This window comes from Caballeronia sp. M1242, from assembly GCF_017220215.1.
Classification (GTDB): Bacteria; Pseudomonadota; Gammaproteobacteria; order Burkholderiales; family Burkholderiaceae; genus Caballeronia.
Genome location: NZ_CP071130.1, coordinates 334,704 through 348,349 on the forward strand (window position 1 = coordinate 334,704; position 13,646 = coordinate 348,349).

Below are 13,646 nucleotides of genomic sequence, written 5' to 3' on the forward strand. Positions count from 1 at the left end.
CGCGCCGGTGATCTCGCTGTACACCAAGCGCCGCACGAGCGCAGAGACAGATATCGGAGACAGACATGGCAAGCGCAGACACGGTGGTGTCCGGGCAGTCGCACGGGCGTCATCACAACCGTTGGATTCAGCTGGCGATCGGCATTCTATGCATGGGCCTCGTCGCCAATCTCCAGTACGCCTGGACCCTTTTCGTCGTGCCGATGGATGCCAAGCACCATTGGGGTCAAGCGGCCATTCAGACGGCGTTTACCATCTTCATCGTCACGGAAACCTGGCTCGTGCCGGTCGAAGGCTGGCTCGTCGACAAGTTCGGGCCGCGTCCGGTCGTGATCGGCGGATCGGTGTGCGCGGCCATCGGCTGGGTGATCGACGCGCACGCGACGAGCCTCGTCCACCTCTACATCGCGGCGGTCATCGCGGGCATCGGCGCGGGATGCGTGTATGGCACGTGCGTCGGCACGGCGCTGAAGTGGTTCCCGGACAAGCGCGGTCTCGCGGCGGGTCTGACGGCGGCGGGCTTCGGCGCCGGCGCGGCGGTCACGGTCATCCCGATCTCGAACATGATCCAGTCCTCGGGCTACGAGCACGCGTTCATGTTCTTCGGCATCTTCCAGGGCGTGTGCATCTTCCTGCTCGCGCTGATGCTCGTGCGTCCGAAGCCTCCGGTGCACGTCGCGCCGGCCAAGCGGATCGTGTCCACCAAAATCGACTACACGACCGGACAGATGGTGCGCTCGCCGCTCTTCTGGGTGCTCTACCTGATGTTCGTGTTCGTCGCGGCGGGCGGCGTGATCGCCACCGCGCAGTTCGGGCCGATCGCGAAGGAATACGGTTTCGCGAAGATGCCGGTGAACCTGTTCGGCATCACGCTGCCACTGCTCGCGATGACGCTTTCCATCGACAATCTCTGCAACGGCTTCACCCGTCCGCTGTGCGGCTTCATCTCGGACAAGATCGGCCGGGAGAACACGATGTTCATCATCTTCCTGGGCGAGGGCGTGGCGCTGCTCGGGCTGATGCAGTTCGGTCATCATCCGTATCTCTTCATGCTGTTCGCCGCGATGACGTTCCTGTGCTGGGGCGAAATCTTCTCGATCTTCCCGGCCACATGCGCGGACACCTTCGGCAGCAAATACGCCGCCGCCAACGCGGGCACGTTGTACACCGCGAAGGGCACGGCCTCCATGCTGGTGCCGCTCGCCTCGGTGCTCGCGTCGGTCGGATCGTGGAATGCGGTGTTCATCACGGCCGCGACGACGTCGATTTGTGCGGGACTGTGCGCGAAATTCGTGCTCGCGCCGATGAGAAAGCGCTGGATCGAGAACACGGTCGCCGCCACCTCGGGCGATTCGTCGATCAACGCGTCGTTTCAGGCGGGCTGGCCGGAAGCGCCGGGCAAGACGTCGGTTCAATAAGGAAGCAAGCGCATGCGCGAACGCCCGGCCGCTCCCGCGCATGCGCTTTCCGTTTCGCTGCATCAGTTGCGGGTTTTCGTGACGCTTGCGCGACACCGCAGCTTCACTCGCGCCGGCGACGAATTCGGCATCACGCAATCGGCGGTGAGCCGCAGCATCCGAGAACTCGAAGACGAAATCGCGCTGCGGCTTTTCGACCGGACCACGCGCCAGGTCACGCTGACCGACACCGGGCGCAAGCTTCTGGCGCGCATTGCGCAGCTCGTCGAGGAACTGGAAGCGACGCTGCGGCCGCGCGCCGACAGTCAAGGGCAGGGCATTGTCCACGTGGCGAGCAGTTGCGGCCTGACGGCGAGCGTGCTTCCCGCGCTGCTCGCGTCGTGCAAAGAGCGGCTGCCGGATCTGTCGATCACCGTGATCGACCGGCCGCAGAGCGCCGTGCTGCAACTCGTGCGCTCGGGGGAGGCGGAAATCGGCGTCGTGATTGCGCCAGACAATCTCGACGAACTCGCCTTCGAGCCGCTATTCGCCGATGGTTTCGCAGCGGTGGTCGGCGCGTCGCATCGGCTGGCGGACGCCGCGCGTCTGGAGTGGACCCAGTTGCGCGGCACGCCGCTCCTTCTGCTCGACGACGACACTGGCAGCCTCGCCGCCGTCGAAGCCGCGCTCGCGCGCCACGCGGTGGCGGGCGCAGTGCGACAGCGGCTGACGCAGCCGGTGGCGGTGGCGCGCATGGCGGAGGCCGGTCTCGGCGTCGGCGTTTTGCCGATGCACGCCCGTCTCGCCTGCGAAACCGCCCGCACGCGCTTCATTCCCCTCGCGCCCGACGCCGCTCGCGCGGTCATGATCGTGCGTCGCCGTGGTCGCGCGCTGCGCGAGGGCGCGGCGCACGTCTGGTCGCAATTCATCGCCTCCTCGACGCATACTCTCAACACGTCACAGGCCATCGAGGCCTAAGGGACGCGTCCGTTCATCCCGACGACACCGCAAGGCCGCCGCCGCATGCGGGTTTTCGCTCGTCTGCCGTCGCACGAATCGCCTTGTCCTGCGTGAACGTGGAATGTAGTATCTTGTATATCAGAAGCCTGCAAGACTACGACTCTAGGAGACGAGCATGAAGATCTGCGTGTATGGCGCCGGAGCCATCGGCGGTTACATGGGCGCGCAACTCGCGCGGGCCGGAGCGGACGTCAGCTTCGTGGCGCGCGGGCCGCACCTCGCGGCGATGCAGGCGAACGGCGTGCGGCTCAGAATCGACGGGGAAGAGCACACGGTGAAAGTGCGCTGCACGAATAACCCCGCTGAACTCGGGCCGCAGGACTACGTGATCATCGCGTTGAAGGCGCATTCGGTGCCCGGCGTGGTCGACCTGATGCCGCCGCTGCTCGGCCCGGACACGGCCATCGTCACAGCGGTCAACGGCTTGCCCTATTGGTACTTCTATCAGCACGGCGGCGCGCTCGCCGGCACGACGCTGCAAAGCATCGATCCGGGCGGCAGGCAATGGAGCGTCTTCGGGCCGGAGCGTGCCATCGGCTGCGTGCTGCTGCCGGCGGCGGAAATCGCGGAGCCGGGCGTCATCGAGCATCACTACGGCAAGAAGTTTCCCATCGGCGAGCCGAGCGGGGAGATCACGCCGCGCCTTCAGGCACTGCACGACATCATGGCGGCCGCCGACATGGAAGCGCCGATGCGCGACAACATCCGCGATGAAATCTGGCTGAAGCTCTGGGGCAACCTTTGCTTCAATCCGATCAGCGCGCTCACGCACGCGACGCTCGATGTGCTCACGAGCGACCCCGGCACGCGCGCGCTCTCAAAGGCGATGATGCTGGAGGCGAAGGCGATCGGCGACAAGATCGGCGTCAACTTCCGCGTGGACGTGGAGCGGCGCATCAACGGCGCTGGGGCGGTCGGCGCGCACAAGACGTCGATGCTGATGGACTGCGAAGCGGGCCGGCCGATGGAGATCGATCCGCTCATCACGGTTGTGCAGGAAATCGGCCGCCTGGTGCACGTGGAAACGCCGATGATCGATGCAGTCCTCGCATTGATCAAGCTGCGCGAAGCGGTGAATCAGGGAACCGCGCGGGCGCCAGCGCCGCCGCAAACGCAAAAAGCGGCCTAAACTGGATCGAAGAAACCCGCGTTGTTTCTGATATACAAGATGCAAAATATGTTGCGTCCTGCTGCGACGCAACATATACTAGAGGCTCTTGAGTGATTTGACCGGAGCCTGAAATGAGCATCGCCTTGTTGGTAGTCGTTGGAATCGCGCTGGTTGCCATGGGTGTGGGCGTTACGTTTATCATTGCGTCGGCGGTGCCGCAGGACATGCTGCAGCGCGCACAGGAACACGGTCGGTTCGCCGGACTCGCGGCGGACGACCAGAACGGCGGATCGGGCAAGCGCGTCGTCGCGGACCGTCCGCAAATGGGAAACCAAGCCATCAATGCCATCTGATACTCAATCCGTAGACAGGCCGGAAGTTCGCCCGAACGGGCTGACGCTTTCGCTGGAGCCGATCAACGCCACGGTTTCGCTGCGCGATCAGGCGTACGCGAAACTGCGGCAGGCCATCGCGGAGGCGGACATCTACCGTTCGCGGGAAGAAATCCGTCTGGACGAGAAAGAGCTAACGGAAGCGTTGGGCGTCTCGCGAACGCCTATCCGCGAGGCCATGACGCTTCTGGAGCAGGAAGGCTTTCTGCGCACGGTGCCGCGCCGCGGGGTGTATATCCTGCGCAAGACCAAGCGCGAGATCGTCGAGATGATCCACATGTGGGCGGCGCTCGAAAGCATGGCGGCGCGCCTTGCCACGCAGCGCGCGACGGACGAGGAAATCGCCCAGCTTCGCCACATGTTCGACAATTTCCGCGACAGCACGCCGGCCGAGCATATCGACGAGTATTCGGAAGCGAATATCGCGTTTCATCAGGCCATCGTGCGGCTGTCGAAGTCGCAGATCATCTTCGACACGATCAAGAACATCTTCGTGCACGTGCGCGCCATCCGGAAGATGACGATCTCGCAGAGCGACCGCGCGTCGCGCTCGATCGTCGATCACATGCGCATCATCGAGGCGCTGGAGAAGCGCGACACCGAGCTCGTCGAGCGGCTCGTGAGGCAGCATTCGCTGGATCTCGCGGCGTTCGTCGAGGCGAACTGCGATTTTCTGGACTGAGTTTCGCGCAGCGCGAGCAGTAAGCAGAAGGCCGCACGGCAATCGCCGTGCGGCCTTTTTCACGCGCGCGCAAAATGCGCTAGCGCATCGCCCGCAGCATCGTTTCGCCGAGCGCCGCCGGGGAATCGGCGACGTGAATGCCCGCCGATTTCATCGCGTCGATCTTCGCGCTCGCCGTGCCCGAGCCGCCCGAGATGATTGCGCCCGCGTGGCCCATGCGGCGTCCCGGCGGCGCGGTCGTCCCGGCAATGAAGCCGACCACTGGCTTTTTCGTGTTCGCGTCCTTCAGGAATTGCGCCGCTTCTTCCTCCGCTGATCCGCCGATCTCGCCGATCATGATGATGCCTTCCGTCGCGTCGTCGGCGAGAAAAAGCGAGAGGCAGTCGATGAAGTTCGTCCCGTTCACCGGATCGCCGCCAATGCCGATGCACGTCGTCTGCCCGAGTCCGGCGGCGGTCGTCTGCGCGACGGCCTCGTAAGTCAGCGTGCCCGAGCGCGACACCACGCCGATCTTCCCCGGCTGATGAATGTGTCCCGGCATGATGCCGATCTTGCACGCGCCCGGCGTGATGACGCCCGGACAGTTCGGCCCGACGAGCCGGCTCGCCGACCCAGCGAGCGCGCGCTTCACGCGCAGCATGTCGAGCACCGGGATGCCTTCCGTGATGCAGACGATCAGCGGCACTTCGGAGTCGACGGCTTCGAGAATCGCATCGGCGGCGAAGGGCGGCGGCACGTAGATCACGGACGCGTCGGCGCCCGTTTTCGCGACCGCATCGGCCACCGTGTCAAAGACCGGCAGGTCGAGGTGCGTCGTGCCGCCCTTGCCGGGCGTGACGCCGCCGACCATTCGCGTGCCGTAAGCAATCGCCTGCTCGGAGTGAAAGGTGCCTTGCGCGCCGGTGAAGCCCTGGCAGATCACCTTCGTGTTCTTGTCGATCAAGACGCTCATGGGGGCTTCCTTTCAGTGGTGGACGGCGCTGACGATCTTGTCGGCGGCATCGGCGAGGTTTTCGGCGGAGATGATGGTGAGACCGGACGTGCGCAGAATGTCGCGGCCTGCATCGACGTTCGTGCCGGCCAGACGGACGACGAGCGGCACGCGCAGGTCGACTTCGCGCGCCGCCGCGACGACGCCTTGTGCGATCACGTCGCAGCGCATGATGCCGCCGAAGATGTTGACGAGGATGCCTTGCACCTTCGGATCGCGCAGAATCAGCTTGAAGGCGGTCGCGACGCGTTCCTGCGTCGCGCCGCCGCCCACGTCCAGAAAGTTCGCCGGCTCGCCGCCGTACAGCTTGATGATGTCCATGGTGGCCATCGCGAGGCCCGCGCCGTTCACCATGCAGCCGATGCTGCCGTCGAGCTTCACGTAGTTGAGCCCGTGCTTCGCGGCTTCGATTTCGGCGGGGTCTTCTTCGTCTTCGTCGCGCAGGGCTTCGACGTCCGGATGGCGATACAGCGCGTTGTCGTCGAAATTGAGCTTCGCGTCGAGCGCCATGACGTCGCCGGAACCGGTCACGACAAGCGGATTGACCTCGACCACGGAAGCATCCAGATCGACGAAGGCCTGATACAGCGCGGCGATGAACTTCGACGCCGCTTTCACCTGATTGCCAGTGAGCCCCAGCCCGAACGCGACCTGCCGCGTATGAAAAGGCTGGAGGCCGGTCGCGGGATCGATCGCGACCTTGAGGATCTTCTCGGGCGTGCGATGCGCGACTTCCTCGATTTCCATGCCGCCTTCGGTCGACGCCATGATCGTGATGCGCGAGCTCGCCCGGTCGACCAGCATGCCGAGATACAGCTCGCGCGCGATGTCGCAGCCTTCCTCGATATAGAGGCGCTTTACTTCCTTGCCGACCGGTCCGGTCTGCTTCGTCACGAGCACGGACGACAGCATCTTTTCAGCGTTCTCGCGCACGTCTTCCACTGACTTCACCACGCGCACGCCGCCTTTGCCATCGGGATCGTTGGCAAACCGGCCCGCGCCACGTCCCCCCGCATGAATCTGCGACTTGACGACCCAGACCGGGCCGCCGAGCGCGTTCGCGGCATCGGCGGCCTCCTGCGCCGTGAAGGCGACGCGGCCTTGCGGCACCGCGACGCCGTACTTTCGCAGCAGCGCCTTCGCTTGGTATTCGTGAATGTTCATTGCGTCTCCTGTTTCGTCCGGCGCGTGCTGACAGCGAGCGCTCCGGTCGTTGTCGTGGATGCGCGTGACGAATGCAGCGGTCCGCGCTGATATGAGATATATCACATATCACTATCACGCGGATATCAGGGCGTCGTTGTGCCTCGCAGCAAGAATAAAGCGAAAAGCAGATGCAGCAGCAGGAAGCGCCGGTCATGCACTGCATCACAGGGTTTGTTCCAATCAGAACATCGTTGACTAATACTGTGTGTGGAATATTGTATATCACAGCAACAGGACAACAGCGCGAGGTCCTGAGCGAAAGAACATCACCCCATTCGAGGAGGAGACAACACATGTCCGAAGTCGTCAGCAGCCGTCCGGAAGTCGCTCCAGCCACCACCACCGCCGATGACACGCTCAAGCAAAAGACGCGCGGCGCAGGCGTCGTCTCGGGCGGCCATCTCGTTGCGCGCGCCCTCAAAAACGAGGGCGTCGATACCATCTTCACGCTGTGCGGCGGCCACATCATCGATATCTACGACGGCTGCGTCGATGAAGGCATCCGCATCATCGACGTGCGCCACGAGCAGGTCGCCGCTCACGCCGCCGATGGCTACGCGCGTCAGACGGGCAAGCTCGGCTGCGTCGTGACGACGGCCGGCCCCGGCTGCACGAACGCGGTCACGGGCGTCGCCACGGCGTTTCGCTCGGAAAGCCCGATCATCCATATCGGCGGGCAGGGCGCGCTCACGCAGCACAAGATGGGCTCGCTGCAAGACCTGCCGCACGTCGACATGATGTCGCCCATCACCAAGTTCGCGGCGACCGTGCCGAGCACCGAGCGCGTCGCCGACATGGTTTCGATGGCCGCGCGCGAAGCCTTCAACGGCGCGCCCGGCCCGGCGTATCTGGAAATTCCGCGCGACGTGCTCGACCGTGAAATCGACGTCAGCAAGGCCGTGATTCCGCAGCCCGGACGCTATCGCGCATCGACGAAATCGGTCGGCGATCCGAAGGACATCGAAAAGCTCGCCGATCTGCTCGTGAACTCCGAGCGCCCGGCGATCCTTTACGGTCAGCAAGTGTGGACGGCGCGCGGCCACGAAGAAGCCATCGCGCTGCTGCGCGGCCTCGACATTCCCGGCTACTTCAACGGCGCGAGCCGCGGCCTCTTGCCGCCGGGCGATCCGCATCACTTCGACCGCACGCGCTCGCAGGCTTTCGCGAAGGCGGATCTGATCGTGATCGTCGGCACGCCGTTCGATTTCCGCATGGGTTACGGCAAGCGCATCAGCAAAGAGCTGAAGCTGGTGCAGATCGACATGGATTACCGCACGGTCGGCAAGAATCGCGATATCGACCTCGGGCTCGTCGGCGATCCGGGCGCGATTCTCGGCGCGGTGCTGCAAGCCGCGAGCGGCCGGCTGAAGAACGACAAGCGCCAGTCGCGCCAGGCGTGGATGCGCGAACTCGCGGCGGCGGAAGAAACGGCGACCGCCAAGCTCATGCCGCTCTTCACGTCGGACGCGAGCCCGATTCATCCGTACCGCGTCGCGCACGAGATCAACCAGTTCCTCTCCGACGACACCATTTATATCGGCGATGGCGGCGACGTCGTGACGATCTCGGCGCAAGCCGTGCGTCCGCGCCGCCCCGGCCAGTGGATGGACCCGGGCGCGCTCGGCTCGCTCGGCGTCGGCACGGGCTTCGCCATCGCGGCGGGGCTCGCGAATCCGGAGAAGGAAGTGCTCTGCTACTACGGCGACGGTGCGTTCTCCATGACCTCGTTCGACATGGAAACGGCCAATCGCTTCGGCGTGCCGTATATCGCGGTCATCGGCAACAACTCGGCGATGAACCAGATTCGCTACGGCCAACTCGCGAAATACGGCGAGGAGCGCGGCAACGTCGGCAATCTGCTCTCGGACGTGCCGTATGGCCGCTTCGCCGAAATGCTCGGCGGCTACGGCGAGGAAGTGTACGAAGCGTCGAAGATCGCGGGCGCGTTGCAGCGGGCGCGCGAGTCGATCGCGAAAACGGGCAAGAGCGCGGTCATCAATATTTGGGTCGATCCTACGGTTTACGCGCCTGGCACGATGGCCCAGACGATGTACAAATAAAGAACGCGATCGAAGACACAGGGAGACAGCCATGAACACCTCGGGCAAGGCACTGGATGGCGTACGCATCCTCGATTTCACGCACGTTCAATCGGGTCCGACCTGCACGCAGTTGCTGGCGTGGTTCGGCGCGGACGTCATCAAGGTGGAGCGCGCCGGCGCGGGCGACATCACGCGGGAGCAACTGCGCGATATCCCCGACGCGGACAGCCTCTACTTCACGATGCTCAACCACAACAAGCGGTCGATCACCATCGACACGAAGAATCCCGAGGGCAAGAAAGTACTCGAAACGCTCGTCAAGAAGTGCGACGTGCTCGTCGAGAACTTCGCGCCGGGCGCGCTCGACCGCATGGGCTTCACGTGGGAGCGCATCCAGGAACTGAACCCGGCGATGATCGTGGCGTCCGTCAAGGGCTTCGGGCCGGGGCCGTACGAAGACTGCAAGGTCTACGAGAACGTCGCGCAGTGCGCGGGCGGCGCGGCATCGACCACGGGGTTCGACGACGGCCCGCCGACCGTCACCGGCGCGCAGATCGGCGATTCCGGCACGGGGCTGCATCTCGCGCTCGGCATCGTGACGGCGCTCTATCAGCGCAACCGCACGGGGCGCGGGCAGAAAGTGCTCGCGGCCATGCAGGACGGCGTGCTCAATCTGTGCCGCGTGAAATTGCGCGACCAGCAGCGGCTGGAACGCACCGGCGTCATGAAGGAGTACCCGCAGTATCCGAACGGCAAATTCGGCGACGCGGTGCCGCGCGCGGGCAACGCGTCGGGCGGCGGCCAGCCGGGCTGGATCCTGAAGTGCAAGGGCTGGGAAACCGATCCGAACGCGTACATCTACTTCATCACGCAGGCGCCGGTGTGGGGCGAGATCTGCAAGGTCATCGGCAAGGAAGAGTGGATCGAGCATCCGGATTACAAGACGCCGAACGCTCGCCTGCCGCGTCTGAAAGAAATCTTCGCGGAAATCGAGCGCTGGACCATGTCGAAAACCAAGTTCCAGGCCATGGAGATCCTGAACAAACACGACATTCCCTGCGGCCCGATTCTCTCAATGAAAGAGATCGCCGAAGAACCGTCGCTGAGAAAGACCGGCACGGTCGTGGAAGTGGACCATCCGGTGCGCGGCAAATACCTGACGGTCGGCAACCCGATCAAGCTCTCGGACAGCCCGACCGAAGTCGTGCGCTCGCCGCTGCTCGGCGAGCATACCGATGAAGTCATGGCCGAGCTCGGCTACACGCCCGACCAGATCGCCACGCTGAAGAGCCTCGGCGCGATCTGAGCCTTCACTCCCGATGCGCCCTTCGCGCGCTGCCCGCAACGGGCGGCGCGCGGTCCAGACTCGTCCTCGAATACACGGAGACACGCCAACATGAACAGCACGGTCGTCCAGGAACGCAGCGAAACAGTCCAATCTTCCACGCCGGCATCGAACGTCGTGCCGCTGCATGCGGCCGACGCCAAGCGCCGCGTCGCGGAAATCTTCGAGCGTGTGAAGGCCGAGGGGCGCGCGTCGCTGACCGCGCCGGAAGGCAAGCTCGTCTGCGACGCCTACGGTATCTCGGTGCCGCAGGAAGGCGTCGCGACCAGCGCCGACGACGCGGCCAAGCTCGCGTCCTTCATCGGCTTTCCGGTGGTGCTGAAGATCGTCTCGCCGGAGATTCTGCACAAGACGGAGGCGGGCGGCGTGCTCGTCGGCGTGAAGAGCGAAGCGGACGTAAAGGCGGGCTTCGCGACCATCATCGAGAACGCGAAGAAGTACGACGCGAACGCGACCATCGTCGGCGTGCAGGTTCAGCAGATGGTCGGCGCGGGCCAGGAAGTCATCATCGGCGCGGTCACGGACCCGTCGTTCGGCAAGCTGATCGCGTTCGGGCTCGGCGGCGTGCTCGTCGAAGTGCTGAAGGACGTGACGTTCCGCCTGGCGCCCGTCACGCGCGAAGAAGCCGCGTCGATGCTCGACGGCATTCAGGCCGCCGATGTCCTGCGCGGCGTGCGCGGTTCGGAGGCCGTGAATCGCGAGGCGCTCGTGACGCTGATCGAGCGCGTGTCGCGCCTCGTCGACGACTTCCCGCAAATCTCCGAGATGGACCTGAACCCGGTCTTCGCGAGCCCGAACGGCGCGGTGGCGGCGGACGTGCGCATCGTGATGGACTTCGAGCCGGTCGAGCCGCGTTATCGCCCGACGCAGGAGCAGATCGTCAGGCAGATGAACCGCATCATGAAGCCGGATGCGGTCGCGGTGATCGGCGCGTCGAACGAGGACGGCAAGATCGGCAACTCCGTCATGAAGAACCTGATCAACGGCGGCTACCAGGGGACCATCTACCCGATCCACCCGAAGGCCGACGAGATCATGGGCCGCAAGGCGTACAAGAGCGTGAAAGACGTGCCCGGCGTGATCGACGTGGCCGTGTTCGCGATTCCCGCCAAGTTCGTCGCGCAGGCGCTGGTGGAGGTGGGCGAAAAGCAGATTCCCGGCGCGGTGCTGATTCCGTCCGGCTTCGCCGAAACGGGCAATCAGGAGGGACAGGAAGAACTCGTGCGCATCGCGCGTCAGTACGATATCCGCATGATGGGCCCGAACATCTACGGCTTCTACTACACGCCGAAGAATCTGTGCGCGACGTTCTGCACGCCGTATGACGTGAAGGGCAAGGCCGCGCTCTCGTCGCAATCGGGCGGCATCGGCATGGCGATCATCGGCTTTTCGCGCTCGGCGAAGATGGGCGTGTCGGCCATCGTCGGCCTCGGCAACAAGAGCGATATCGATGAAGACGATCTGCTCACGTTCTTCGAGCAGGACGACAACACGGAAATCATCGCGCAGCACTGCGAAGATCTGAAGGACGGTCGCTCTTTCGCCGAAGCCGCGCGGCGCGTGTCGAGGAAGAAGCCGGTCGTCGTACTGAAGGCGGGCAGAACGAGCCTCGGGGCGCGCGCGGCGAGTTCGCACACGGGCGCGCTCGCGGGCAACGACAAGATCTACGAGGACGTGTTCGCGCAATGCGGCGTGATCCGCGCGCGGTCGCTGCGCGATCTGCTCGAATTCGCGCGCGGCATTCCGAAGCTGCCGACGCCGAAGGGCGAGAACACCGTCATCATCACGGGCGCGGGCGGCTCGGGCGTGCTGCTCTCGGACGCCTGCGTGGACAACGGCCTTTCGCTGATGACCATGCCCGACGATCTCGACGCCGCGTTCCGCAAGTTCATTCCGCCGTTCGGCGCGGCGGGCAATCCCGTCGATATCACGGGCGGCGAGCCGCCGACCACGTACAAGAACACGATCAAGCTCGGGCTGGAAGACGACCGCATCCATTCGATCATTCTCGGCTACTGGCACACGATCATCACGCCGCCGATGGTCTTCGCCAAGCTCGTGATCGAGGTGAAGGAGGAGATGAAGGCGCGCGGCATCGAAAAGCCGATCGTCGCGTCGCTGGCCGGCGACGTGCAGGTGGAGGAGGCCGCCGAGTATCTGTACGAACACGGCGTGCCGGCCTACGCGTATTCGACCGAGTTGCCCGTCGCGGTGCTCGGCGCGAAATACAAGTGGGCGCGCGGCGCGGGCCTGATCTGAGCCAAGAAAACGGGCGCGGGCCGCGGCTCGCGCCAATTAGAAAAGGACTCCCGTGACCACCTGGATACGTTTTCGCGATGCCGACGGGCATATCGGCTTCGGCACGCTCGACGAGCGCTCGGGCCGCGTGGTGCAGCACGACGGCGCGCTGTTCGATCAGCCGCGCCCGACCGACATCTCCTTTCCCGTGGACGACCTCACGCTGCTCGCGCCGTGCGAGCCGAGCAAGGTCATCGCGCTGTGGAACAACTACTACGCGCTCTCGCAGAAGCTCGACAAGGCGCCGCCGCAGCATCCGCTCTTTCTGATCAAGCCGCCGATGTCGGTCATCGGGCCGAACGAGTCGATTCGCCGGCCGAAGAATTATCACGGCAAGATTGCCTACGAGGGCGAGCTAGGTATCGTGATCGGCAAGGCGGTGTCGTGCGCGTCGGTGGAAGAAGCCGAGGATGCGATTTTCGGTTTTACCTGCGTGAACGACGTCACCGCCATCGAACTGCTTCAGGAAGATCCCAACTTCGCGCAGTGGTGCCGCTCGAAGGGCTTCGACACGTTCACGTGCCTTGGGCCGGGAATCGTCAGCGGTTTCGACTGGCGCAACGCGAATGTCGTGACCACGGTGGAAGGCGTCGAGCGCCAGAACTACCCGCTCGACGACATGATTTTCTCGCCCGCCGAGCAGGTCAGCCTGATCTCACACGACATGTCGCTCGCGCCAGGCGACGTGATCGCGTGCGGAACGTCCATCGGCGTCGGGTCGATCAAGGACGGCGCGCGTGTCGATGTGTCGATCGCGGGGATCGGCACCTTGTCGAATGTGCTCGCCGCGTAGCGTATAAGACCGCCAAAAACGACAAAGCCGGCGCGCGAGACGCCGGCTTTGTCGCTCAAACGCGTGCGCGCCGCCGTGACAGGCAGCGCGTCGCCCCTTCCTTTACCGATCGCGATTCCACAACGCGCCCAGCAGGAACCCGACGGCCGCGGCGATCAGAACGCCGTTGATCGGCTGATCCGAGACGGCACTGCGAACGTTGTCGAGCGTCTGCCCGTACGTCTGCTGCAGCGAGCCGAGCGCCTGACGCGCCTTGCCCTCGACCTGCGTGCCCGAATCGCCCGTCAGCGCGCCGACCGCGTCTTGCACCTTGCCGACCACGTTTTGAGCCGTGCCTTCCACTTGATCTTGCACCATGGTGCCTCCCAT

At 64.6% G+C, this 13,646-nt stretch carries 12 protein-coding genes; 9 read left to right on the forward strand and 3 right to left on the reverse strand.

All coding sequences use genetic code 11. The features are described from left to right. The first annotated feature begins 65 nt into the window (after positions 1 to 65). From oxlT to JYK05_RS15020, 5 genes are all read left to right on the forward strand, one after another. Positions 66 to 1,418: an oxalate/formate MFS antiporter gene (oxlT, locus tag JYK05_RS15000; RefSeq protein WP_206469222.1), complete on the forward strand. Its 1,353-nt coding sequence runs from the start codon at positions 66 to 68 to the stop codon at positions 1,416 to 1,418. A 12-nt stretch (positions 1,419 to 1,430) separates the two neighbouring features. Further along, positions 1,431 to 2,375, forward strand: coding sequence for a LysR family transcriptional regulator (locus tag JYK05_RS15005; RefSeq protein ID WP_206469223.1), 945 nt, complete (start codon positions 1,431 to 1,433; stop codon positions 2,373 to 2,375). A 157-nt stretch (positions 2,376 to 2,532) separates the two neighbouring features. Continuing rightward, complete coding sequence (locus tag JYK05_RS15010) at positions 2,533 to 3,546, forward strand: 2-dehydropantoate 2-reductase (RefSeq protein ID WP_206469224.1); 1,014 nt, start codon at positions 2,533 to 2,535, stop codon at positions 3,544 to 3,546. Positions 3,547 to 3,659: 113 nt separating this feature from the next. After that, complete coding sequence (locus JYK05_RS15015) at positions 3,660 to 3,881, forward strand: hypothetical protein (protein WP_206469225.1); 222 nt, start codon at positions 3,660 to 3,662, stop codon at positions 3,879 to 3,881. Next, the gene (locus JYK05_RS15020; RefSeq protein ID WP_175941041.1) at positions 3,871 to 4,602 is read left to right on the forward strand and encodes a GntR family transcriptional regulator; all 732 of its coding nucleotides are present in this window, start codon (positions 3,871 to 3,873) and stop codon (positions 4,600 to 4,602) included. Before JYK05_RS15015 ends, JYK05_RS15020 begins: the two co-directional genes overlap by 11 nt. A gap of 79 nt (positions 4,603 to 4,681) precedes the next feature. Here the strand turns inward: JYK05_RS15020 and sucD are convergent, their stop codons facing one another. Together sucD and sucC are read right to left on the reverse strand one after the other, a co-directional pair. Next, positions 4,682 to 5,554 carry a succinate--CoA ligase subunit alpha gene (gene sucD / locus JYK05_RS15025; protein WP_206469226.1) on the reverse strand — a complete coding sequence of 291 codons (873 nt, stop codon included), beginning with the start codon at positions 5,552 to 5,554 and terminating at the stop codon, positions 4,682 to 4,684. Between the two features lie 12 nt (positions 5,555 to 5,566). Next, positions 5,567 to 6,757 (reverse strand): ADP-forming succinate--CoA ligase subunit beta, encoded by a 1,191-nt coding sequence (sucC, locus tag JYK05_RS15030; protein ID WP_206469228.1) that lies wholly within the window; start codon positions 6,755 to 6,757, stop codon positions 5,567 to 5,569. A gap of 335 nt (positions 6,758 to 7,092) precedes the next feature. Between sucC and JYK05_RS15035 the strand changes: the two genes are divergently transcribed. From JYK05_RS15035 to JYK05_RS15050, 4 genes are all read left to right on the forward strand, one after another. Next, positions 7,093 to 8,859, forward strand: a complete 1,767-nt coding sequence (locus JYK05_RS15035; RefSeq protein ID WP_206469230.1) for a thiamine pyrophosphate-binding protein — start codon at positions 7,093 to 7,095, stop codon at positions 8,857 to 8,859. Between the two features lie 31 nt (positions 8,860 to 8,890). Further along, a complete protein-coding gene (frc, locus tag JYK05_RS15040) occupies positions 8,891 to 10,147 on the forward strand; it encodes a formyl-CoA transferase (RefSeq protein ID WP_175941045.1) in 1,257 nt (418 codons plus the stop codon). 90 nt (positions 10,148 to 10,237) lie between these two features. Then, on the forward strand, positions 10,238 to 12,445 hold the full coding sequence (locus tag JYK05_RS15045) for an acetate--CoA ligase family protein (RefSeq protein ID WP_241269970.1): 2,208 nt from the start codon (positions 10,238 to 10,240) through the stop codon (positions 12,443 to 12,445). Between the two features lie 52 nt (positions 12,446 to 12,497). Continuing rightward, positions 12,498 to 13,277: a fumarylacetoacetate hydrolase family protein gene (locus JYK05_RS15050; RefSeq protein ID WP_206469232.1), complete on the forward strand. Its 780-nt coding sequence runs from the start codon at positions 12,498 to 12,500 to the stop codon at positions 13,275 to 13,277. 102 nt (positions 13,278 to 13,379) lie between these two features. On the opposite strand, the gene JYK05_RS15055 is transcribed toward JYK05_RS15050, so the two are convergent. Further along, positions 13,380 to 13,634: a CsbD family protein gene (locus JYK05_RS15055; RefSeq protein WP_175941047.1), complete on the reverse strand. Its 255-nt coding sequence runs from the start codon at positions 13,632 to 13,634 to the stop codon at positions 13,380 to 13,382. Positions 13,635 to 13,646: the final 12 nt, after the last annotated feature.